The 19,619-nt window shown below is 72.2% G+C and carries 19 protein-coding genes and 6 pseudogenes; 4 read left to right on the top strand and 21 right to left on the bottom strand.

All coding sequences use genetic code 11. The features are described from left to right. From ccmE to M2437_RS25995, 3 genes and pseudogenes are all read right to left on the bottom strand, one after another. On the bottom strand, positions 1-534 hold the full coding sequence (ccmE, locus tag M2437_RS26005; RefSeq protein ID WP_253389101.1) for a cytochrome c maturation protein CcmE: 534 nt from the start codon (positions 532-534) through the stop codon (positions 1-3). A 162-nt stretch (positions 535-696) separates the two neighbouring features. After that, positions 697-2,269, bottom strand: a pseudogene (gene ccmI / locus M2437_RS26000) (c-type cytochrome biogenesis protein CcmI). Positions 2,270-2,415: 146 nt separating this feature from the next. After that, positions 2,416-3,831 carry an ATP-binding protein gene (locus tag M2437_RS25995; protein ID WP_003606556.1) on the bottom strand — a complete coding sequence of 472 codons (1,416 nt, stop codon included), beginning with the start codon at positions 3,829-3,831 and terminating at the stop codon, positions 2,416-2,418. 92 nt (positions 3,832-3,923) lie between these two features. Here M2437_RS25995 and M2437_RS25990 point away from each other — a divergent pair, with 92 nt between their 5' ends. Together M2437_RS25990 and M2437_RS25985 are read left to right on the top strand one after the other, a co-directional pair. After that, positions 3,924-4,160 carry a type II toxin-antitoxin system VapB family antitoxin gene (locus M2437_RS25990; protein WP_253389100.1) on the top strand — a complete coding sequence of 79 codons (237 nt, stop codon included), beginning with the start codon at positions 3,924-3,926 and terminating at the stop codon, positions 4,158-4,160. Beyond that, the gene (locus M2437_RS25985) at positions 4,160-4,555 is read left to right on the top strand and encodes a type II toxin-antitoxin system VapC family toxin (protein ID WP_253389099.1); all 396 of its coding nucleotides are present in this window, start codon (positions 4,160-4,162) and stop codon (positions 4,553-4,555) included. The genes M2437_RS25990 and M2437_RS25985 overlap by 1 nt, the downstream gene beginning before the upstream one ends. 7 nt (positions 4,556-4,562) lie before the next feature. Here M2437_RS25985 and M2437_RS25980 read toward each other — a convergent pair whose 3' ends face one another. The 18 genes and pseudogenes from M2437_RS25980 to M2437_RS25895 form a co-directional block, all read right to left on the bottom strand. Further along, positions 4,563-5,240, bottom strand: coding sequence for a response regulator transcription factor (locus M2437_RS25980; RefSeq protein WP_003606557.1), 678 nt, complete (start codon positions 5,238-5,240; stop codon positions 4,563-4,565). Between the two features lie 38 nt (positions 5,241-5,278). Continuing rightward, a complete protein-coding gene (locus tag M2437_RS25975; RefSeq protein WP_253389098.1) occupies positions 5,279-5,650 on the bottom strand; it encodes a PepSY domain-containing protein in 372 nt (123 codons plus the stop codon). Between the two features lie 181 nt (positions 5,651-5,831). Continuing rightward, positions 5,832-6,080, bottom strand: a complete 249-nt coding sequence (locus M2437_RS25970) for a hypothetical protein (protein WP_253389097.1) — start codon at positions 6,078-6,080, stop codon at positions 5,832-5,834. Positions 6,081-6,101: 21 nt separating this feature from the next. Next, positions 6,102-6,455: a hypothetical protein gene (locus M2437_RS25965; RefSeq protein WP_253389096.1), complete on the bottom strand. Its 354-nt coding sequence runs from the start codon at positions 6,453-6,455 to the stop codon at positions 6,102-6,104. Positions 6,456-6,505: 50 nt separating this feature from the next. Next, positions 6,506-7,108, bottom strand: coding sequence for a hypothetical protein (locus M2437_RS25960; protein ID WP_309247843.1), 603 nt, complete (start codon positions 7,106-7,108; stop codon positions 6,506-6,508). A 33-nt stretch (positions 7,109-7,141) separates the two neighbouring features. Next, positions 7,142-7,705 carry a lysozyme gene (locus tag M2437_RS25955; RefSeq protein ID WP_253389094.1) on the bottom strand — a complete coding sequence of 188 codons (564 nt, stop codon included), beginning with the start codon at positions 7,703-7,705 and terminating at the stop codon, positions 7,142-7,144. Between the two features lie 120 nt (positions 7,706-7,825). Continuing rightward, the gene (locus M2437_RS25950) at positions 7,826-8,908 is read right to left on the bottom strand and encodes a DUF2793 domain-containing protein (protein ID WP_253389093.1); all 1,083 of its coding nucleotides are present in this window, start codon (positions 8,906-8,908) and stop codon (positions 7,826-7,828) included. Positions 8,909-8,932: 24 nt separating this feature from the next. Continuing rightward, positions 8,933-12,841, bottom strand: a pseudogene (locus tag M2437_RS25945) (baseplate multidomain protein megatron). Between the two features lie 23 nt (positions 12,842-12,864). Next, positions 12,865-13,329 (bottom strand): NlpC/P60 family protein, encoded by a 465-nt coding sequence (locus M2437_RS25940; RefSeq protein WP_253389092.1) that lies wholly within the window; start codon positions 13,327-13,329, stop codon positions 12,865-12,867. 7 nt (positions 13,330-13,336) lie between these two features. After that, positions 13,337-14,186, bottom strand: a pseudogene (locus tag M2437_RS25935) (phage/gene transfer agent baseplate hub protein). 10 nt (positions 14,187-14,196) lie between these two features. Then, positions 14,197-14,838 (bottom strand): DUF2460 domain-containing protein, encoded by a 642-nt coding sequence (locus M2437_RS25930; protein WP_253389091.1) that lies wholly within the window; start codon positions 14,836-14,838, stop codon positions 14,197-14,199. Between the two features lie 11 nt (positions 14,839-14,849). Next, positions 14,850-15,476 (bottom strand): phage tail tape measure protein, encoded by a 627-nt coding sequence (locus M2437_RS25925; protein WP_253389090.1) that lies wholly within the window; start codon positions 15,474-15,476, stop codon positions 14,850-14,852. A 123-nt stretch (positions 15,477-15,599) separates the two neighbouring features. Continuing rightward, a pseudogene (locus tag M2437_RS25920) lies at positions 15,600-15,647 on the bottom strand (phage tail assembly chaperone); the annotation flags it as partial. A 56-nt stretch (positions 15,648-15,703) separates the two neighbouring features. Beyond that, positions 15,704-16,030: a gene transfer agent family protein gene (locus M2437_RS25915; RefSeq protein ID WP_253389088.1), complete on the bottom strand. Its 327-nt coding sequence runs from the start codon at positions 16,028-16,030 to the stop codon at positions 15,704-15,706. Between the two features lie 2 nt (positions 16,031-16,032). Then, positions 16,033-16,443 carry a phage major tail protein, TP901-1 family gene (locus M2437_RS25910; RefSeq protein WP_253389673.1) on the bottom strand — a complete coding sequence of 137 codons (411 nt, stop codon included), beginning with the start codon at positions 16,441-16,443 and terminating at the stop codon, positions 16,033-16,035. A 117-nt stretch (positions 16,444-16,560) separates the two neighbouring features. After that, a pseudogene (locus M2437_RS25905) lies at positions 16,561-16,812 on the bottom strand (DUF3168 domain-containing protein); the annotation flags it as partial. Positions 16,813-16,889: 77 nt separating this feature from the next. Then, positions 16,890-17,232, bottom strand: a pseudogene (locus M2437_RS25900) (head-tail adaptor protein). A gap of 22 nt (positions 17,233-17,254) precedes the next feature. Further along, positions 17,255-17,830 carry a head-tail connector protein gene (locus tag M2437_RS25895; RefSeq protein ID WP_253389086.1) on the bottom strand — a complete coding sequence of 192 codons (576 nt, stop codon included), beginning with the start codon at positions 17,828-17,830 and terminating at the stop codon, positions 17,255-17,257. Between the two features lie 33 nt (positions 17,831-17,863). On the opposite strand from M2437_RS25895, the gene M2437_RS25890 reads away from it, so the two are divergent. Both M2437_RS25890 and M2437_RS25885 read left to right on the top strand, forming a co-directional pair. Then, positions 17,864-18,619: a S1 family peptidase gene (locus M2437_RS25890; RefSeq protein WP_253389085.1), complete on the top strand. Its 756-nt coding sequence runs from the start codon at positions 17,864-17,866 to the stop codon at positions 18,617-18,619. A gap of 147 nt (positions 18,620-18,766) precedes the next feature. Next, positions 18,767-19,615 carry a S1 family peptidase gene (locus tag M2437_RS25885; RefSeq protein ID WP_253389084.1) on the top strand — a complete coding sequence of 283 codons (849 nt, stop codon included), beginning with the start codon at positions 18,767-18,769 and terminating at the stop codon, positions 19,613-19,615. Positions 19,616-19,619 lie beyond the last annotated feature (4 nt).

Below are 19,619 nucleotides of genomic sequence, written 5' to 3'. Positions count from 1 at the left end.
TCACCGCTCGCTACGCTGGCCCAGGGTGGCATCGGCCGTTTCCGGCTTCGCCCCATCCTTCGGAGCCGCCTTAGAGGCGTCCTTGGGGGCTTCTTTGCCCCCGCCTTCCTGCCAGCGCCCCTGCGCCTTGAGGGCGTCGGCGACCTCGCGGGGCATGTAGTTCTCGTCGTGCTTGGCCAGCACCGTATCGGCCCGGAACACGCCGCCGACATCGAGCGCGCCCTCGGCGACGATGCCCTGGCCCTCGCGGAACAGGTCGGGCAGCAGGCCGCGATACTGCACCGGCACCGTGGCGTTGGTGTCGGTCACCGCGAATTCGACGTTCTGGTCGGGCCCGCGCTTCACCGAGCCGTCCTTGACGAGGCCACCGAGGCGGAAGCGGGTGCCCGGCGCGACGCCCTGCGCCGCCACCTCCGCGGGGGAGCGGAAGAACACGATCGAGCCGCTCATCGCCGATAGGATCAGCCCGAGCGCCAGCGCCAGCACGGCGCCGCAGGCGGCGATGAGGATCAGGCGGCGGCTCTTGCGGGTCAAAACGGTTCCGTCCCGGTTCGTCGGCTTCTTCTCGTTCCTTCAGGCTGGCGAAGGCCTGACGGCGGTGCGACGTCTGCTGAGGATCAAGAGACGGGTTTCGGCCCGCCCGCCCCCGGGGTCAAGGTTGAACGGGCGGGACCGATTGTCAGGGGCCGCCTTCCGCTACGGTTGCGCGGGCGTCAGACCGAGTTCCTTGCCGAGCGCGTCGAGGCGTTCGACCGCTTTCGGGTTGGCGGCGAGCGCCATCCTGGCCCGGTCGAGGGCTTGGGCTGCGGCGGCCCGGTCGCCGATCACACCGTAGGAGCGCACGAGCCGCATCCACTCGTCGGCGCTGCCACCCTTGGCGGCGAGCCGCCGGTCGAGGTTGGCGACCATGCCGCGGATCGCCGCCTCGCGCTCGGCCGGCGGCATCGCCCGGATCGCGTTGGCGGCCGTGTCGGGCTCGGCCGCATTCCGCTCACCGGGCTTTTCGCTGTTCTCTGCCTTCGGCGGGGGCGTCCCGGCCCCGGCGAGGCCGAGTTCGTGGGCCTGCGCATCGAAACGCGCCTGGGCTTCCTTATCGTCGGGAAACGCCTTGCGCCCACGCTCCAGGGCATCGAGCGCCTTGTCGCGCTCGCCGAGCACCGCGTGGGAGCGCACGAGGCGCAACCACTCGTCGGCACTGCCGCCCTGCTTGGCCAAGCGCCGCTCCAGCCCCTCGACCATGCCGCGGATCGCGTCGATCCGCTCGGAGGGCGGCAGGGCCTGGATGTTGCTGCCCGGCCCGGCCACCGGGGCCTCGGACATTGTCCCATCCTTGGCCCCGTCCTTGGCGCGATCCCGAGCGCCCTCCCCGGCCTCCCCTTCGACCTTCGGCGCGACCAGGGTCTCACCCTTCAGCCGGGCGAGGTTGTCGCGCACCGTCGGCAACCAGGGGGCATCCGCGGGGGCGGAGGCCGCCATCGCCTCCAGCCGCCGCACGGCGCCGGCCACGTCGCCGGATTGCTCGTCGCCGCGGGCGAGATAGAACTGGGGCTTGGGCCGCCTTCGGATCGGCGGTCAGCGCCCGGCCCAGCACCTTGCGCGCCTCCGGCGAGACGGTGCCGTCAGCCGCCGCGACCAGGGCCTCGCCCCAATCCGACAGCGCCTGGGCGTCCTCGCCCTTGAGGCGCACGAGCGCCGCGTAGGCGCGGGCTGCGTCGTCGAACCGCCCGAGCCGCATATAGACCGGCCCGAGCACGCTCCAGCCGCGGACGTCGTCCGGGTGGTTGGCGAGCCGCGCCTCGATCTGGCCGATGGCGGTCATCAGATCCTGCGCGCCGGCCCGCGTCGCCTTGCGGTCGGCGTCGGTCTGCGACGGGAGATTCGGAGAGCCGTAGAGGCCGTAGACGACGAGCGCGACCAGCGGGATCGTGGACAGCGCGAAGGCGGAAGCCGCCCGGCGCTGGCGCAGATGCGGCTCGGCGATCGGCGCGGCGCCCGACCCGTCAGCCCGCTCCTCGCGGCTCGCCCGCAGCAACCGGCGCGCAGCCTCGGCACGCGCGGCCTCGGCCTCCGCCGGGGCGATGAGGCCACGGCCGAGATCGCGCTCGATCTCGGCGAGTTGGTCCTCGTAGAAGCCGGTCTCGGTGGCGAGCCCGTCGCCGCCTTCCGCCTCCGGACCGACCCCTTGCCGGCGGCGGCGCGACATCGGCCAAAGCAGCGCGAACACGGCTGCGCCGGTCATGGCCGCCAGGATGAACCAGATCGCCGTCATCAGACCCAAAGTTTTTAAGCTCGGCCCCGTGTAGAGCCCGAGCGGGGCCCGCACGACATCGCTTCCGGGTGACACGTCGTCACGCGCGAGGGAAGCATGGCCATAGCACAGGCCTGCCGGTGCGTAACCTTCGCAAGGCCCGCCGCTCAGCGTTGTCCGCCCCCCGCGGGCGCGTCGCCCGGCACTTCGATCACCGCGCGCAAGCCCCCGAGCGCGGCGGCCTCCAGGCGGAAGCGGCCGCGATAGAGCGCGGCCAGATCCGCGACGATCGACAGGCCGAGCCCGGAGCCGGGCTTGGTCTCGTCGAGACGCTGGCCTCGCTTGAGCACCGCCGCGCGGTCCTCCTCGGGCAGACCCGGCCCGTCATCCTCCACCGCCACGAGGAGGTGGGGATAATCGTGCTCGGCCGTCGGCGCGGCGGAGATCGAGACCCGGCCCGTCGCCCATTTCGAGGCGTTGTCGACGAGGTTGCCGATCATCTCCTCGAAATCCTGCTTCTCGCCGCGGAAGCGCAGACCCGGCGGGACGTGGACCTCGTAGGCGATGTCCTTGTCGCGGTAGATCTTGCCGAAGGTGCGCACGAGGCCGGCCAGCGCCGGCTCGACCTCCGTCGAGGTGCCGAGGGTGCCCGCGAGCGCAGCGGCGCGGGCACGGTCGAGGTGGTAGTTCACCTGATCGCGCATCACCGCCGCCTGCTCGCGGATCTTCTCCGACAATTCCGGCGGGGCGTCGCTGCCGCTGGCCTCGTTGACGATGATCGAGAGCGGAGTCTTCAACGCGTGGGCGAGGTTGCCGACCTGGGTGCGGGCCCGCTCCAGGATCTCGCGATTGGTCTCGATGAGCAGATTGATCTCGCCCGCGAGGGGCGCGATGTCGCGCGGATACTCGCCGTCGATCCGGTCGGCCTCGCCGCGGCGGATCGAGCCGAGCGCCGTGCGCAGCTTGCGCAAGGGGGCGAGGCCGAAGCGAATCTGCAGCAGCGCGGTCGCCGCGAGCGAGAAGCCGAGCAGGCCGAAGGTCATGAACAGCGAGAAGCGGAAGCGCTCGACGTCGTTGACGATCTCGTCCGCCGGCCCGGCCACGCGCACGGTGTAGCGCCCGTCGGCCCCGACATCGACGTCGCGCTCGACGATGCGCAGGCTGCGGTCGTCCTGCCCCCGGCCGTAGCCCTGGCGGATCTGGCCGACGGTCGCGGTGCCGGCCTGATCGGGCCCTTTCAGCGGCACGCCGACGAGCGAGCGCGAGGTGCGCAGGTCCCGCGGCTTCGCGTCGGGTCGCCCGACCTGCCAGTACCAGCCCGACAGCGGCAGGTCGAAGCGCGGATCGCCGAGCGAGAAGGAGCGCGTCTCGGGGTCGCTCGGCGAGACGAGATCGGTGGCGAGATTGTTGGCGAAGACGAGCAGACGGCTGTCGAAGGCGCGCTCGGTGTTCTCGCGGTAGAGCGTGGTGAGGATGAAGGCCGCGATGACGAGGATCGCGGTGCTCGACAGAAACGAGGAGACCGCGAGCCGCACCGCGATGGAGCGGCGGCGCAAGGGCAGCCAGGCGAGGCGGTCGGTCATGAATCCTGGCTCGAATCTCGGCTCGCTCGCAACTTTGCGGGCATGTACATCATGCGCACCGACTTTCTACACTGCCCACCAGCGAGACGCTTATGGCCCTGCACATCCGCGATGCGGAGACGGACCGCCTCGTCCGCCTCCTGGCCGAGCGGAAGGGTGTTCCGCTCACCGAAGCCGTCAAGGTCGCCGTCCGCAACGAGTTGGAGCGGGAGGAGCGACGCCCCGGCTTGTGGGAGCGGCTGAAACCTCTGCACGAGCGCGTGGCCGCACGGCCCCCCACCGGGCTTGCAGCCGACAAGACCTTCTTCGACGGGCTGAACGACGAGTGATGTTCGTCGATGCCTCCGCCCTGATTGCGATCATCACGGAAGAGCCGGAGGGACGCGCCCTCTCCGAACGTCTCGAAGCGGCGGACGTGCCGATCACCTCGCCGGTTGCCGTCTACGAGGCGGCCCTCGGCATCGCTCGAAAGAAGCAGGGTGGGCTCAAGGCGGCCCGAGCGGATGTCGCGATGCTGCTCGATCTCGCCCGGATCGGCCTCGTCCCGATCACCCCGGAGGATGGGGAGCGGGCGTTGGATGCCTTCGAACGTTACGGAAAGGGAACGGGGCATCCGGCCCGCCTCAACATGGGCGACTGCTTCGCCTACGCGGTCGCGCAGAATCACGGCGTGCCGCTCCTCTACAAGGGTGAGGATTTCGCGCTTACCGATCTTGGGAGCTAATGAGGCCTCACGCACGCCCCGGCGGCTGGTTCGGATCAATCAGGTAGCCCAGCCCCCGCACCGTCTGGATCAGGTCCACGGCGAGCTTCTTCCTCAGGCGCCCGACGAACACCTCGATGGTGTTGGAGTCGCGGTCGAAATCCTGGTCGTAGAGGTGCTCGGTCAGCTCGGCGCGGGAGACGACGCGGCCGGTGTGGTGCATCAGGTAGGAGAGCAGCCGGTATTCGTGGCTCGTCAGCTTGATCGGAGCGCCGTCCACGAAGACGCGACCCGAGCGGGTGTCGAGGGTGACGGGGCCGCAGGCGATCTGACTCGACGCGTGACCCGCCGCGCGGCGAAGGATCGCGCGCACGCGGGCCATCAGCTCCTCCATGTGGAAGGGCTTGGTGACGTAGTCGTCGGCGCCCGCATCGAAGCCGTCCACCTTGTCGGACCAGCGGTCGCGGGCGGTGAGAATGATGACAGGGGTCTTCACCCCGGCCCGGCGCCAGTTCTGGAGCACGGTGACGCCGTCGGCCTTGGGCAGGCCCATGTCGAGAATGATGGCGTCGTAAGGCTCGTTCTCGCCGAGATAGCCGCCCTCCTCGCCATCGAAGGCTTTGTCGGCGACGTAGCCGGCCTCTTCCAACGCGGCCACGACCTGCCGGTTGATGTCACGGTCATCCTCGACCACGAGCAGACGCACGGTCGGTTACTCCTCATCCCGGCGGCGGACCGCCACGCTTACCAATGCCCGCTCACCTGTCCCGATTGGGCATCGACCATGACGTGCATGAAATGCCCATCACGACGCAAGGCCGTCAGTAGATAGACGAGCCCCGCTTCGTGCCGGCACAGGCTGGCGCGCTGGATTTCGGCCCGCGGAACGATCTGGCGCGCCGCGCGGATCGCGGCGATGGGCGGCACGACGCGCTTTTCGGCCACCGCCTCGCGCAGGTCGGCCGGCGAGAGGCAATCGTCGCCGCGATTCAGCGGCGCCCGCTGCGCCGGGACGGGCGCCAGGGCACCGGTTTCCTCGGCGAGCGGGCCGACCGCCCCCGCCGCGAGGACCGCGGCGGTCGAGATGACGATCAACAGGGCGAAAGCTTGGCGCATCGAGGGTGACTGTCGCGCCAGCGCACTGAATGCGCCCTGAATGTTTGCGAGCGCGGGCGCACTCGGTGGGGAAGCAGCCGGAGATGATGTCTTGCGTTCGAGGGCCATGTCCGGGTCGGCGATGTTGCCGGGGACAAGGCGGGATCGCCGCCGCGGTTCCGTGGGCATGACTGCGCACGCCTCACGCCGCCCCCTCTCCGCCGGCGTGCCGGCGGCGGTCACCGCACACCCGCAGGGTCAGGCACGCCAGATCACCGCTGTCGATGGCGTCGAGGGCGGCCCGGCGCAGGGTGATCAGGGAGCGTTCGAAGCCGCGGCGCGCCGCCTCCAAGCGACCGGCGGCGGCACGGGACCGGCTTCGGCGCGAGGCCTGCGAGCTGGTTCCATCCGGGACGGCGGCAGCCGGGGCGGAAGCGGTAGGGACAGGCATGGAAGACTCCCTATAACAGGGTCAGAGACTCGACCGGTGCTGCAACTCGCCGATGCGCCGCAGGAGATCCTCGAACCGCTCCCGCGCGCGCTCGTCGCTGCGCGCGACCGCCCCGGCGGTCTCGCCCGTGAGCCGGACCAGATCCTCCAGCACGCGGGTGCGGCTTTCCAGGGCGGCGGCCACCGCCGCGTTGGTCTGCGAGGCGCGCTCCAGCGCTGCGGCGGTGGCGCCCGTCTCGGTGATGCGCGCTTCCAGCACGCGCAGGCCGTCCCGGTAGAGGTGGAGGCAGGCCAGCCCCAGCAGCACCGCGACGATCCAGCCGGCGCCCCCGTCGGTGAAGAGGAGGCGCGCGGCTTCCGCTGCGATCTTGTCCATTAGCACCGCCTCCCGGATTCTCGGCTCCGGTCTTGCGCGCTACCGGACGATCAGGCGGCCTTGCGGGTCTCGCGGGCGGACCCTTGCCCTAGGGCGCGCTCCAGAGCGGGTTCGAGGGTGTTGCCCGCGGTCGCCGCCGCCTCCAGGGGCAGGGACCGGAACACCTTCTCCGCAACCCCCTCGCGGCCGCCCGCCGCCCGGATCAGCCAGGCCGGCGCCTGATCGAGCGCCCGCTGCACGGCTCGCGCGATCACCGCCGAGCCGACGGAGACGGTCAGCCTGCGCCCTTGGACGGCGCCAGCCACGGCGTTCAGGGCGTAGTCGGTGGCGTTGCGCACGAGGCGCTCGACCAGCGCGTCGGTGACGAGGAGGCGCAGGGGACCGCCGAACCGCGCAAGCACTGCCGCGAACGCAGCGACGAGCACCGGCGTGAGCAGCGCGGACAAGCCCTGGGAGAGCGCCACGACGGCGTCACCCCAGGGCAAGACCAGCGCGGCGGCGTCGACGGCGGGGAGCGCGGTTGCGTGCGCGGGCGCGCAGCAGCCGAGCAGGAGGAGCGGCGGCAGGACAGGTCTGATGAGGAAGACCCTGGCCATGGTTCGGGAAAAGCTTCGAACGAAAACCTTGTTGGGCGTTACCTTGGTCGGCGTCATGGCAGCGATCCTTTCGGGGGCGGGGGGAAGCGTTCAGTGGCCGGCGCGCAGCCAGTCCCACAGGCGCGCGCGCCAGCCGGGCCGCGCGCTGGACGGCGAGGACGGGCGTTCAACGGGGGCGGCGACGGGTTGCGCATCGCTGCGTCGGGCGCGCGGCAGGGCGGTTTCGTAGGGCGTGCGGAACTGGTCGAATTCGCCCTGTCGACGGGGGATGATCGCGGCCGGGCGGTTCCACATCAGGATCGCTTCGCCCGCGCCCGCCCGGTCGCCGGCCCGCAGGCGCCGCAGCACCGTGGAGCGCCGGAACGCCGCCGGGCCGATGTTGAAGCAAAGCGAGACCAGCGCGTCGAAGGCGTGCTGCGGCAGCGGCTCGGGAACCGTCTCGGCGACGGTGCGGACGAAGGCCGCCACGTCGCGGGTGAAGATCGCGTCCGCCTCCCCGGCCTCGATGCGCAGGCCCGCCCGCGGCACGGGCGGCCCGGCGGCGGCGGTGTGGCCGATGCCGATGGTCCAGCCCCCCACGCTGTCGCGGTAGGCTTCCAGCCGTCGCCCCTCCCGGGCGATCAGCACGGCGCGGCCGACGGCACTGAGGTCCATCGTCAATCTCCGGTCTTGAGGGGATGGGTCGAGAGGCGGGCTCGGCGGCCGGCGTCTCTAGGTCATTGTTTTGCCGCGCCTTCTTTCGACGAACCGGTCGCCACTTCGTCGGAATGCGCTCTAATCCAAGCCCTCGAACAGCAGCGAGAACAGGATGTTGGTGGTGGGCTGCGCCCCGCTGCTCGACACGATCTTGAGGCACCAGCGGTCCGCCGCCTCGAAGACGGCGCTGTTGACGAGGTCGGCCGCTTGGTTGGAACCGGCGCCGGCGATCGTGCAGGTCAGGGCCGTGCCGGTGAACAGGTTCTGGAGCGTGACGGTCCAGCTCTGACCGGCGCCCGGCGCGCCCTGCGTCACGACCCGCAAATCGCGGAACCGCCCCCGCCGGCCGGCGGCGGCGTAGACCACGCTGGGGTGGCCGCCGACGAGGGCGTTGGTGAAGTACCGCGTCGCCCCGGCCGGGATGGAGCTGGGCCCGCTGTTGCCGGCGATCACCTGCGCCGTCAGAACCGGCACGTCCGCGACGGTGATCCGACCGGGAAAGGCGACCCGCCCCGTCTCACGCCCGATCCGCAGCGCCTCGAACCAGTCGCCGCCATTCGGGGAGACCTTCACACGAAGGTCGTCGTCACCGGTCAGGCCGATCTCGGCGCGGGCGGAGAACCCGGTCTGCATCAGCAGGGAGAGGGTGTTGCCGGTCGCCTGCTTGTTCAGGGTGTAGCGCAGATCGCCGCTTCCGCCCTCCGCGACCGTCAGCGCGGTCCAGAGCGCCTTGTTGAGCTTGGCCGCGAAGGGATTGTCCGCATCCGCCCCGGTGCCGAGCCCGAGGCGGGTCAGATTGTCCAGGGCGGTGATCGTCGCGCGGAACGGCATCCAGGCCGAGCCGGTGAAGGTGTAGAGTTCGGCCTCGTCGGCGACATAAGCCGTCCAGCCCGCAAGCGGCTTGAGGGACAGCCACGCACCGTCCTGGAAGCGGGCGATGCGCCCGGCCCAGCCGGTCCAGGCCCCGCTCGGATTGCCTGACACGATCAGGTAGCGGTCGCCCTCGGCGGGGCTCGCGGGTGGGGCGGCCCGGTCCTTGTCGAGGACGGCGAGCTGCACCAGCGCGTCGAGCAGCGCCAGGGCCTCGTTGTGGGTGACGTGCTTCTGCGCCTGCCCTCCCGCGATCAGCGGCAGGGCAAGGCTCGGGGTCGTGTCGGCCATGGGCCACTCCGGAAATGTCGGGGGTCAGACGGTCCGCAGGCTCACCCGCGCCCGGCGGGCAGGGCCGGGACCGGCGAGCGGGCCGATCGGCACCAAAGCGGCGTCGATCTCGGTGCGAGGCGTGCCGAAATCGGCGACCTCGTCGGCGCGTGCGTAGAGCGCACTTGTCGCGGCGGTGCTCAGGATGCGCAGAATCCGCCCGTCCTCGGCGAGGATGTCGAGGCGGTAGGCCTCCGCCCCCTCGCCCGGCGGCAGGTCGGCCGGCTCCCAGGCGTCGGCATCGCGCCGCGCCCGCCGGGTCCAATGGAAGCGGATGCCCTCGGCCTCGCGTCGGGCGCGCAGGTGAACCGGGCTCAACGGGGTGAAGGCGGTCAGGTCCGCCGTCGCCGCAAAACCGACGAAGGCAGGATCGGCCGGATCGCGCTCCGCCGGGCCGACCCGGTAGAGGAAGCGGCGGCCGACCTCGTCGAGCCGATCGACGAGGGGCCGGACGGCGCCGTCGTCGAGGCGCACGATCAGGCTCCCCGTGCCCGCCGAACGGCCGGCGGCGGCCTCGCTGCCGGCCAAGCCCCGCAGCAGGCTCGAGAGCCGCCACGTGCTGGCCCCGATCAGTTCGGCCCTGGCCGCGGACAGGAGTTCCACCGCCCCGTCCGCGCCGATCACCGCGAACAGGTTGCCGCCGGCCAGGGCGGCGGCCTCGCCGATCGCGCTCAACCCTTCCGCGTGGCGCAGGGTGACATCGAGGCGGGCGTTGCGGTCGAAGCGCCAGAGCGGGCCCGGCGGCAGCGGGGTCAGCGTGCGGCCGAGGCAGGCCGGATGGTCGAGGGTGCGGTGGAGCACGAACGGCGCGCCCTCGCCGGCCGAGCGCCAGACCGCGACGGCACCGGGCCAGGGATCGGCCGAGACTGCGAGATAGGCGAGCGGCACCGGATCGCCGCGTTCCACCGGTAGGACCAGCGGCAGGGCGAAGACCGGCCCCGGCACCGCCGGCGGACTCCGGCCCGTTCTCGGGGCCGGCGTGGTGGGCGCGGGATCGGGCCTGGCAAGCGGCACGGCCCGGGTCTCGATCCGGCGGCCCGTGGGCGCGTCGTCGATCCGCACGATGCGGTGAAGCGTCCCACTATCCGCATCCGGGAGTGCCACCACATCGCCGGGCTCCAGATCGATCCGGCGCGGGCTCACCCCGAAGGCGGCCGTATCCCGGCCCGCGAGTGCCGCGTCGAGGACGGCCTCCGCCAGCGCCTGCACGGCGTCGCGCCGGGTGACGATGGCCGCCTCAACGCGCACCTCCTGCCGCCGCGCGCCGGCCGGGCGCGCGGCGGATGCGGTGGCGCGGCGGTAATCCGGGCTCTCGCCGTCGGAAAAGCCGATCGTGACGGAGCGCGGCAACTAGCTCTCCTGCGCCCGCACCCGGCGCAGGGGCGCCGCCTCACCCTCGCCGAGAACGAAATCGCCCGCGACCAGCATGGCGGGCGCGCGCGGGCGCCCGCCGCGAATCCGCAAGGTACCCCCAGAGACCGACACGTCGAGGTTGAACAGCCGTGCCAGCGGCTCCAGCGCCTCGCGGGCGGAGAGCGGCCGGTCGAGCACGGCCCCGTCGAGGAATCCGGCGGCGTCGATGTCGAGGGGCGCATCGATACCGAGATCGGCCAGGATCGCCGCGATCAGCCGGTCGAGTTCCAGCCCCTCGATCCGGCCGGTGATCCAGTGGCCGAGGGCCCAGTTGGCGGCGTCCGACCACAGGCTCGTGAAATCGGGGAAAGCCGGAAACGGCCGGGCATCCCAAGCCCAAACGTAGACGTCTTCGGACGGGATCATCCGGCCGCCATAGACCGGCGAGACCGGATTATGAGCCGGCTCAAAACCGTCGGCTCCAGGGTCGAAGCGCGAGAGGATCGCGTCGAGGCCGCGGGCCTGGATCAGGTCGTCGCGGGTGCCGCGGGAGAAGGGCGGCGCCGCGTTCTCGGACGATTTCGGATCCGGGAACACGTTGGGCCCGTTGGTGCCGCGATCGACCGCCGGGATGCCGATCTCGGTGAGCCAGATCGGCTTGGCGCCCGGCATCCAGGCCGTCGCCTCTGTCTCGACGCCGCGCTCACGCTCGACATGCGGGTTCGACCACCACGCGACGAGATCCTTCGCCCGGTAGATCCACGGCTTGCCGTGGGCGCCATCGGTGATCGGCGTGCGGCGTTGCGCGGCGCGATCCTCGGGGCTGGCATAGTACCAGTCGAACGCCTCGCCCGCCCCGAGGCGGTTCTTGAGATAGGCGCGGTCGTAGAGGCTCGCGGCCTCCGCCGCGTCGCGATGATCGGGCCCGTCGCGCCAATCCGAAATCGGCGGGTAGTAGTCGATGCCGACGGCATCGATGGCCGGATCGGCAAAGAGCGGATCGAGGGGGAAGCGCACGGAGGCGCCGCCATCGCGGACATGGGCGCCGTACTCGGTCCAGTCGGCGGCGTAGACGAGGCTGACATCGCGGCCGAGGCGGGCGCGGACCTCCGTGGCGAGGCGCCGGAGTTGCACGACCGCCGGATAGGCGCCGTCCGGTCCGCGCACCCGTGTCAGGCCGACGAACTCGCTGCCGAGGATGAAGCCGGCGAGCGGCGCTCCCGCCGCCGCCCAGCCGGCGGCGAGGCCGGCATAGTGCAGGATCATCGCCCGATAGCCCTGCCGCCCCTCGAAGAAGGCCGCGACCTGATCGGCCGCGCCGCCGGTGCCGTCCGGGCTTCCGGCCCGGTCGGGAGCGGGATCGCAGGTAATGCGCCCGCGCCAAGGGTAAGCCGGCTGCGCTTCACCGGGTCGGTACGGGTCCGGAAGGGCGTTGCCCCCCGGCACATCCATCATCACGAAGGGATAGAGCACCACCGCGAGGCCACGGCGGGTCAGCTCTGCGACCAGCCGCCCGAGCCCGGCATCGGACGGCGTACCGCCATAGGCGGCCGTCTCACCGGAGCGGGATACGGCCTGCGCCGCGGCGCGGTTCAGCCCGGCAACCGCCCAAGGCTCGCCCGTCGTCGCCTTCAGCGGCGCATCGACCCGCGGCGTCACGGTGCAGTGCCCGGCGCGCAAATCGTCGCCGAACCAGCTTGTCACCAGCGAGACGCGTTTGAGCCGCGGGCACAAAGCCTGAAGCGCATCGAGCGAGGCGACGACGTCGCTTGCACCCTGAAACTGAAAACGGTTTGCCGGCTTCGTATCGCCGAATCCCGCATCCTCGCTGACGGCGAGCGGGTCGAGGCCGAACTCGGTCGAGCCGGGAATCAGGCAGACTGCACGGATCTTGCTCGCCAGCCCGGCGACGGGGCGGATCACCTCGAAGGCGAATTGCGGGATGCGGTTGCCGAAGGCGGCGAGCGGCAGCCGCTCGAACACGATGTAGGCAAGTCCGCGATAGGCCGGCGCGTTATCCACGCCTTCCTTGGCGACGATCAGTGGATCGGGCGCCTGCGTCGCCGAGCCGGTATGAACACGCCAATTGAGCGTCGTCAGGTCGAGTTCGCTGCCATCGGCCCAGATCCGTCGGACCAGGGCGATCTCGCCCGCGCAGAGCCCGACGGCGAGATCGATGAAGGTGCTGTAGGCGGTGCGCACGGTTTTCTGGCCGCCCGCCCCGCCCTTCGAGCCGGAGGAGGACCGCTCGACGGTGGTGTTGGCGATCTCAAGCGGGCGCGTCGCCCAGATCAAGGTGCCGCCGATGCGGGCCCGGCCGTAGACGCGGGGCACCGGCGCCCCCTCCGTGGAGGCGAGGCCGCCGAGTTCGGTCAGCCGCGGCCCGTCCACGAAGCGCGGGCTCGTGCCGGCGCCGAACAGCGCGCCATCGAGCGCCGCGCCCCCGGCCGCGCCGGCCACGCGTCCGATCATTCCGCCGATGGGGCCGCCGAGCGCAGTGCCGACCGCCTCGCCGGCGGTTTGCAGGACGAGCGTCGTCATGACGGTGCCTCTCAGTGAAAGGTTCAGGGCGGATCGGGAAAGCGGAAGGCGTGGGCGAGGTGGCGCCGCCACCACGGCGTGAGCGCAACCTCTGTCACCGCCGCGCCGTCATGAGCATGGATCATCGCCCCTGGCCCGGTCGCGATGGCGCAGTGCTTTGCCGGCAAATATGCGCGAAACGCGAAGAGCAGGACGTCGCCGGCTCGGGGCTGATAGGCGTTCAGCGGTCCGGTGATCGGCACGAGGTGCCGCCGCGCCGCGGCGACCAGCGGGTCGGCGCCGTCGAGGGCCGATTCGGCCCAGGTGGCGGCGTAGGGCGGCGCCTCCTCCGGTTCGGGGCCGAGCACCGCCCGCCAGACCCCGCGCAGCAGGCCGAGGCAATCGCAGCCGACGCCCTTCAGCGAGGCTTGGTGCCGGTAGGGCGTTCCGGCCCAGCTGCGGGCCTCCGCCACGATCCGTTCAGGCAGCGGCGAGACGTCATCATCCATGATGGCCTCATCGGAACAGGCTGGAGCCGTCGAGGCGCGCGCCGGCCTCAGGCCCGGAGCGCAGCACGAAGTCGTTGCCGGGCATGTGCGGAAAACCCTGGAAGTTGAGGGTGCTGGCGAACTTGTCCCGGCAGGCGGCGAGGCTCTTGTCGCAGCCGGCGACGAGCGTGAAGGCGTCGCCGGTCACAACTGGGCGCGGCGGCGGATCCCATAGGTCGAGGATCGTCGCCGCGCCGTCGCGGCGATGGCCGCGCAGATCCGCGGCGTGTCCGGCATTGGCGCCCGTGTCCCGGGTCAGGCGACCGGCGGAGAACCAATCGGTCGTGAAGGTCCCCGCCAGCGCGACGCTGAGTCGGCCGGGCTCGGACGCGGCCCGTACGATGCCGGTCGCGCGGAAGCGCGGGTCCGCGAGATCGACGCGGCAGCGGGCATCGCCGAGTTCCGCGTCACAGGCGGCGCGGAAGCTGCGCCCGACCGTGACGTCGAGGCGGTGCATCAGCCCGCGCAGTTCGGCGACGAAGGCGCCCCCCTCCCGGCGGATCTCGCCCAGGGTCGCCACGTCGAGGAGCAGGCGCGCCTCGGGCTCGGCCCAATCGACCAGCCAGGTCTCGACCCCGGCCCCGTCATAGAGCCCCGCCGCGACGTCGATCTCCGTGATCCCGGCCGAGTTCCGCGCTGGCCTCAGCCGCCTCCAGCCCGCTGCGGGCGGCGTAGGTCACGCCACTGAGGACGAGATCGCGGTCGTGGTCGGTGAAGCCGAGGACGAGTCCGTCGCGGCGGCGCAGGGCCCAGCAGCGGCAGAGCGTGGTCGCGCCGCCCTCCAGGCGCGCGGCGAGACGGGGCGGGACGGCGCGCATGGGCTTCCCCTCAGGGCAAAATCTCGATCAGCGGGATGCGCGGCACCTCGCCGGCGGTGAAGGCGGCGAGATCGACGGCGAGTTCGTCGGTGTCGAAGCGGACGGGCACGTCGAACTCGAAACCGGCGGTGACGGCGGCGCCCACGGGCGGCACCGCGTCGGCGGCGAAGGTGACCCGGCCCGTGACCGGATCGACGGCGAGCTTCGGGGCCGCCACCTCGGCACCGTTCACCGCCACGCGCACGCTGCCGGCCACCGGCTTGGCGATCGCCCGGCGATAAGCCTCCGGCCCGCTCCCGTAGGTCTTGGCGAGGGCGAAGACACGGGTCGTGCCGTCGCCGGTGCCGATCCGTTGGTCCGTCGGCGCGACAGGGCGCGAGGGCGGACCGGAGCGGTGGTCGATCCGGTCGCGGTAGCGGAACCCGTAGAGCCGCCCGCGCCGCTCCTCGAAGAAGCCGAGCACCGCGTGCAGGGCGTCGAGGGTGCGGATGCCGAGCCCAGCATCGTAGCGGCGGCGCGAATCGGCCCAGCGGCTGTTGCGGTGCTCGCGGCCCGAGGCCAGCGTGACGATCTCGGTGCGCCGCACCGGGCCGCCGCTGCCGCGCAGGGCGACATCGAGAGGAAAGCGGACCTCGTGAAAGTCGGATGCCATGGCGGTGCTCCTCAGAGCGCTCGGCGGCCACGGGCGACCGCGCGGGCGAGGCGGGCGGCGACCTGAGCCTCGGAGCGGCGGAAACCCTCGATGTCCGGGGTTGCGATGTTGACGGTGACCGCGACCGGACGCTCGGCTCCGCCCGCGGCGACGCCGAGGCGGCCGTCGCTGCCGCGCCTGAGCGGCAGGATCGCCTCCGGCCCGGCCTCGCCCATCAGGCCGGTGTCGCCTGCAGGGCCGGGAATCGGAAAGTAGGTCGGCGCCGCCACGACCCCGCCGGCCGCGAAGGGGCGCACCCGTCCCCCGCCGAGAACGCCACCGAGCCGGAACGGCAGGATCCGCCCGTCGGAGACGACGCCGCCCTTGGCCAGCGCTGTCGTGCTGCCGCCCTCGGAGGCCGCGCTCAGCAGGCTGTTGACGAGGCTCGTCACACCCGCTTTCACGGGAGCTAGCGCCGCCTTGACCGCGACGTTGGAAAGCTTGCTTGCCAGCGAGGCCAGCACGCCGTCGAGCTGGCGCCCGGCATTGAGATTGCGGTCGAAGGCCGAGGACAGGCTGTGGCCGAAGCGCTGAGCCAACCGGTCGAGGGTTTCGAGCTGCCTGGCGCGCTCGGCCGTGGTGTGGTCGCTGTCGGTCATCACGGGGTCCCCGGATCGGGATGGGTAGCGAGCAGCCGGTCGAAATCGGCCCGGCTCGGCGCGTCGGGCGCCCGGCGCGGTCAGGCCCGCGGCGGTGGCGAGTTCGCGGGGCGTGGCGGCCCAGAGATCGCGCGGGCGCCAGCGCAGGGTCGCGAGACCGAGCGTCAGCACCGCATCCCACGGGAAGGCGGAGACGGGCGTCTCCGGCGCGTGGCTTCCCGTGACGATCAAGGGTCCGTGGGCGGAGCCTCGCCGAAGGCCGCGACCAGCGCCTCACCGAGCGCCGAAGTCACGGCCGCCAATCCGCCGGAGAGCGGCAGCCGTGCGACCACCTCGTCGTCGAGGGCGTGGCCGCCGCCGCGGAGCGCCGCGCCGAGCAGCGCGATCACGTCGCGGGCGGCGAGCCGCCCGCCGGCAAAGCGCTCGGCCAGGCCCGCGAGGTCGCCCGCGCCAAGCGCGTCTTCCAGCTCGGCGAGCGCGCCGAGGGTGAGGCAGAGCGTATAGCGCTCTGATCCTAACGTCAGCGGCACCTCGCCGCGTCGGCGGTTTGCCATCGTCATGCCCCCGCGAAGCTCAAGGGGCCGGCGGAATCGAGGGTCATGTCGAAGGTCACCTCGCCCGCATGCTCGCCGCGATATTCAAGGCTCGTGATCTGGAACAGGCCTTCGATCGTGCCGAAATCCGGCACCACGATCTGGAACAGGCCGATCACGCCATCGAAGAACATCTGGCGTAGGCGTGCATCGGAGGCCTCGTCGCGGAACACGCCCGATCCGGCGACCGCAGCGCGGCGCACACCTGCGCCGGCCAGCAGCTCGCGCCAGCGCCCGGCCGAATCCGCATTGGTGACGTCCACCGTTTCGGCGTTGAAGGCGAGTTGACGGGCGCGCAGGCCCGCCACCGCGACGAAGCCGCCGGTCCCGTTACTGACTCGGACCAGGAGGTCCCTGCCTCTCTGTGCGCTCATGCTCGCGGCTCCGGCGTTCTCGAGGAAAATCAGGCGGCGACCTCGGTCACCGCCTCGAAAGAAAAGTTTCGCGCGCGCCTCACCGGTGCGCTCGTCGCGCAGGCCGGCGAGGCTCTTGTGGCGCAGAAGGACGAGGGCGTGGCCGCTCACGGCGAGGTCGGCCTCGTCGAGGCCGGCGGCGATCCGCTCGGCCACCTCCAGGGCCGAGCGGGCCGAGCCCGGCTTGGCGAAGACCGTCAGAGCGAAGGCGTAGCGGTGGCGCTGCGCACCATCGACGGAATCGTCGCTCACCTCGCTCGGTCCGAACAGCGCATAGACCGGGGCGGCGCCCCGCGGCGGCTCGTCGTAGAGCCGCAGGCGACCGCCCATCAGCGCGGCGAGCGACGTATCCGCGGCAAGGTAAGCGAGAAGGCCGGCACGCAGGGCCAGCAGCGGGCTCGAACGCGTCACGGGGCAGCCTCCTCGATCACCTCTTCCACCTCGCAGACGAGGTCGCGGCGGCGCCCGTCGGGGTCGTCGGCCGCGCGGATGGCGAAGCGGCGGGGTCCGTCGGCGAAGCGCATGGCCGGGGTGACGCCGGGGCGGTAGCGCAGGCCGACGCGGTAGAGGCCCGGGTCGGTCGGTGCGCCCGCCACGGGGCGCGGCGGCGCTGCCGAGCGATTCCAGCGAGCCCCACAGCACGGGTCCGGCGACGTAGCGGCGAAGCCGGCCGCCGAACCCGTCGGGCTCGTCCACCGGGACTTCGAGCACGAGGCGGCGCCGCCGCGCGCCGAGCGGCCTGTGTGTCATGGTCGGTCTCCGTGGATCAGGATCAGAGCCGCATCCGGCGGCAGGCGGCGGCGAGCCCCGCCGCCTCGGGCGGCAGCGGACGGGGCGCGCCGTCGCCGCCCGCATCGCCCCGGTTCTCGAACCAGTCGGCGATCGTCAGGCGCAGGGCCTGAACCAGCGGCTCGGGGACCGGCGGCCCCTCGCCGCCGCAGCCGGCGCTGACCTCGACCAGCGCCGAGGCCGTGCCGAGCGGCGGCAGGTCCGGCCCGAACAGGAGGCAGGGCGCCTCCCACGGATCGGGGCCGACCCGGATCGGCCCCGGCTCGATCTCGGTGAGGGCGCCGCGCCCATCGACCAGGCCGGCGCGAAGCACGGCGACGAGCGGGCTCAGCGGCAGCGGCATCAGACCGAGCCGGGGCCAAGCCGCCAGCACCACCCGGAAGCGGGCGGGCCGCAGCAGCCGGCGGGAGGCGGCCTCGACCGCCGCCTGCGCCGCCGGGATCAGGCGGGCGATCAGCGCGTCCTCGGCGGTCTCGTCGGAGGACAGCCGGAGATAGCCGCGCATCTCGGCCACGGTCACCGGCTCGACGCCGGTCTCCTCGACGCGTATCGGGGTCATGCCAGCCTCTCCTGAAAGCGTTTTTCGCAATCGATGCGCGCGCCGAACCCATCTCTTCCGCGCGGTGCAGGCCTGGGCCTCGGAGCGGCGGCGCTCACGCTCCTGCTCGCAGCCACGCCGGCGACCGCCATCGTCGGCGGCCGGGAGGGCGCGGACGTGCCGGGCGCGGCCTCGGCGGTGATGGTGCTGACCTCCGGCGGCGGGGTCTGTTCAGGGATCGTCGTCGCGCCGGACGCGGTGCTCACCGCCGGCCATTGCGTGGCGGGCGTGGGCGAGAACCGCGTCCATTACCGCGACGAAACAGGCCGCCCGGTGCTGGCCGAGACGGCTGCCCGCAGCTTGCATCCGGCCTATGACGGTAATGCCATCCGCGGGCGCACCCGCTCTGTCGACCTCGCGCTGCTGCGCACCCGCGAGCCCCTGCCCGCCCGGTTCGTGCCGGCCACATTGAGCGCCGCGATGCCGCGGGCCGGCCAGAGCCTGACGCTCGCCGGCTACGGCGCCACGCGGGGCGGCGACCGGCGCTCGATCGGCCGCTATCGCGGCGCAGCGCTCAATGTCGTGGAGCCCTACGGCCCGAGCCGCATCCTGGTTTGGCTGAAGGCACCGGGAGCGGGCGGCTGCCAGGGCGATTCCGGTGGGCCGATCCTAGACGGCGCAGCGGCGGTCGCGGTCGCCGCATGGGTGAAGGATGCCTGCGGCGGCCTGACCCAAGGCATCCTGCTCGGGCCGCAGCGGGACTGGATCGACCGGACGTTGTCCGGCTGGGGCGCCTCCGCGCGCTGGTGACGTCCTTGACCGATCGTGATCCGCGCGCCGCGGCCCATGAGGAACCGGACCTTGGCCGCCGAATTGCCTTCGGATACGCTTCAACAGGTCCGGGATTCATTCATGGAATCCGGCGCACCGCGCCTGGGCCCTGGGAGAACAAAAAAGATGGTTGCGAGCCCTCTTCGCGCGTGCGTGCTCGGTGCCTTGCTGGGTCTCGTCCCCCTCTCGGCGCAAGCGGTGGTCGAGGGCCGCACCTCCCGTGATCCCGGGGGGCTTCGCGCCTCGGTGGTGCGCATCGAGAGCACGCAGGGTGAGATCTGCTCGGGCACCCTGATCGCGCAGGACATCGTGCTGACGGCAGCCCACTGCGTGATGCACAAGGCCGGCTACAACGTCGTCGTGGTCGATCCGAATTTCCGCCAGCGCCGCCTGCGGGCGGTCGCAGTCTCGATGCATCCCGAATTCGTCCCCGGCACGACGCCGGAGGAGCAGCCCGGCATCGACCTCGCCCTGATCAAGCTGGAGCAGCCGGTCGGCGCCGGCTTCCGCCCGCTCGATCCCCGCGGCGGTTCGATCACCACGGGCGACATCGTGGACATCGCCGGCTTCGGCGTGCTCGCCGAGAACCGCCGCAACACCGCACGGACGCTGCGCACGGCCCATCTCGTGTCGATCGGCTCGTTGCAGGTCGCCAACCGCGTGACGGTCGTGACCGACTCGCGGCGCATGGCCGAAACCGCCGGTGCGGGGGCGTGCCTGGGTGATTCCGGCGGCCCGATCCTGCGCGGCGGCCAAATGGTTGGCGTCGTGAGCTGGTCGAGCGGCGCCATGCGCCAGGACCGGCGCGCCCGCACCGCCTGCGGCGGCTTCACCGCCGTCACCCCCACCGGCGAGCACGCGAGCTGGATTTCCTCGCGTACCGCCGAGATGGAAGCAATGACCGCCGACATGGCGGCGGCGCAGGCCGGGCGCACCGAGTGGATGGCCCGGCCCGGCCGGCGGCGGATGTACTGAGCGC

This window comes from Methylorubrum pseudosasae, assembly GCF_029504475.1.
GTDB lineage: Bacteria > Pseudomonadota > Alphaproteobacteria > Rhizobiales > Beijerinckiaceae > Methylobacterium > Methylobacterium extorquens.
Note: the sequence above shows the minus strand (reverse complement) of the source record. Positions and strands in the feature narration are given on the sequence as shown.

Coding starts and splice junctions, on each gene's coding strand:
- M2437_RS25995 (WP_003606556.1), bottom strand. CDS start 3,831: ATGACCGACCGCCTCGCCTGGCTGCCCTTGCGCCGCCGCTCCATCGCG.
- M2437_RS25990 (WP_253389100.1), top strand. CDS start 3,924: ATGGCCCTGCACATCCGCGATGCGGAGACGGACCGCCTCGTCCGCCTC.
- M2437_RS25985 (WP_253389099.1), top strand. CDS start 4,160: ATGTTCGTCGATGCCTCCGCCCTGATTGCGATCATCACGGAAGAGCCG.
- M2437_RS25975 (WP_253389098.1), bottom strand. CDS start 5,650: ATGCGCCAAGCTTTCGCCCTGTTGATCGTCATCTCGACCGCCGCGGTC.
- M2437_RS25970 (WP_253389097.1), bottom strand. CDS start 6,080: ATGCCTGTCCCTACCGCTTCCGCCCCGGCTGCCGCCGTCCCGGATGGA.
- M2437_RS25965 (WP_253389096.1), bottom strand. CDS start 6,455: ATGGACAAGATCGCAGCGGAAGCCGCGCGCCTCCTCTTCACCGACGGG.
- M2437_RS25960 (WP_309247843.1), bottom strand. CDS start 7,108: ATGACGCCGACCAAGGTAACGCCCAACAAGGTTTTCGTTCGAAGCTTT.
- M2437_RS25955 (WP_253389094.1), bottom strand. CDS start 7,705: ATGGACCTCAGTGCCGTCGGCCGCGCCGTGCTGATCGCCCGGGAGGGG.
- M2437_RS25950 (WP_253389093.1), bottom strand. CDS start 8,908: ATGGCCGACACGACCCCGAGCCTTGCCCTGCCGCTGATCGCGGGAGGG.
- M2437_RS25940 (WP_253389092.1), bottom strand. CDS start 13,329: ATGGATGATGACGTCTCGCCGCTGCCTGAACGGATCGTGGCGGAGGCC.
- M2437_RS25930 (WP_253389091.1), bottom strand. CDS start 14,838: ATGGCATCCGACTTTCACGAGGTCCGCTTTCCTCTCGATGTCGCCCTG.
- M2437_RS25925 (WP_253389090.1), bottom strand. CDS start 15,476: ATGACCGACAGCGACCACACCACGGCCGAGCGCGCCAGGCAGCTCGAA.
- M2437_RS25915 (WP_253389088.1), bottom strand. CDS start 16,030: ATGGCAAACCGCCGACGCGGCGAGGTGCCGCTGACGTTAGGATCAGAG.
- M2437_RS25910 (WP_253389673.1), bottom strand. CDS start 16,443: ATGAGCGCACAGAGAGGCAGGGACCTCCTGGTCCGAGTCAGTAACGGG.
- M2437_RS25895 (WP_253389086.1), bottom strand. CDS start 17,830: ATGACCCCGATACGCGTCGAGGAGACCGGCGTCGAGCCGGTGACCGTG.
- M2437_RS25890 (WP_253389085.1), top strand. CDS start 17,864: ATGCGCGCGCCGAACCCATCTCTTCCGCGCGGTGCAGGCCTGGGCCTC.
- M2437_RS25885 (WP_253389084.1), top strand. CDS start 18,767: ATGGTTGCGAGCCCTCTTCGCGCGTGCGTGCTCGGTGCCTTGCTGGGT.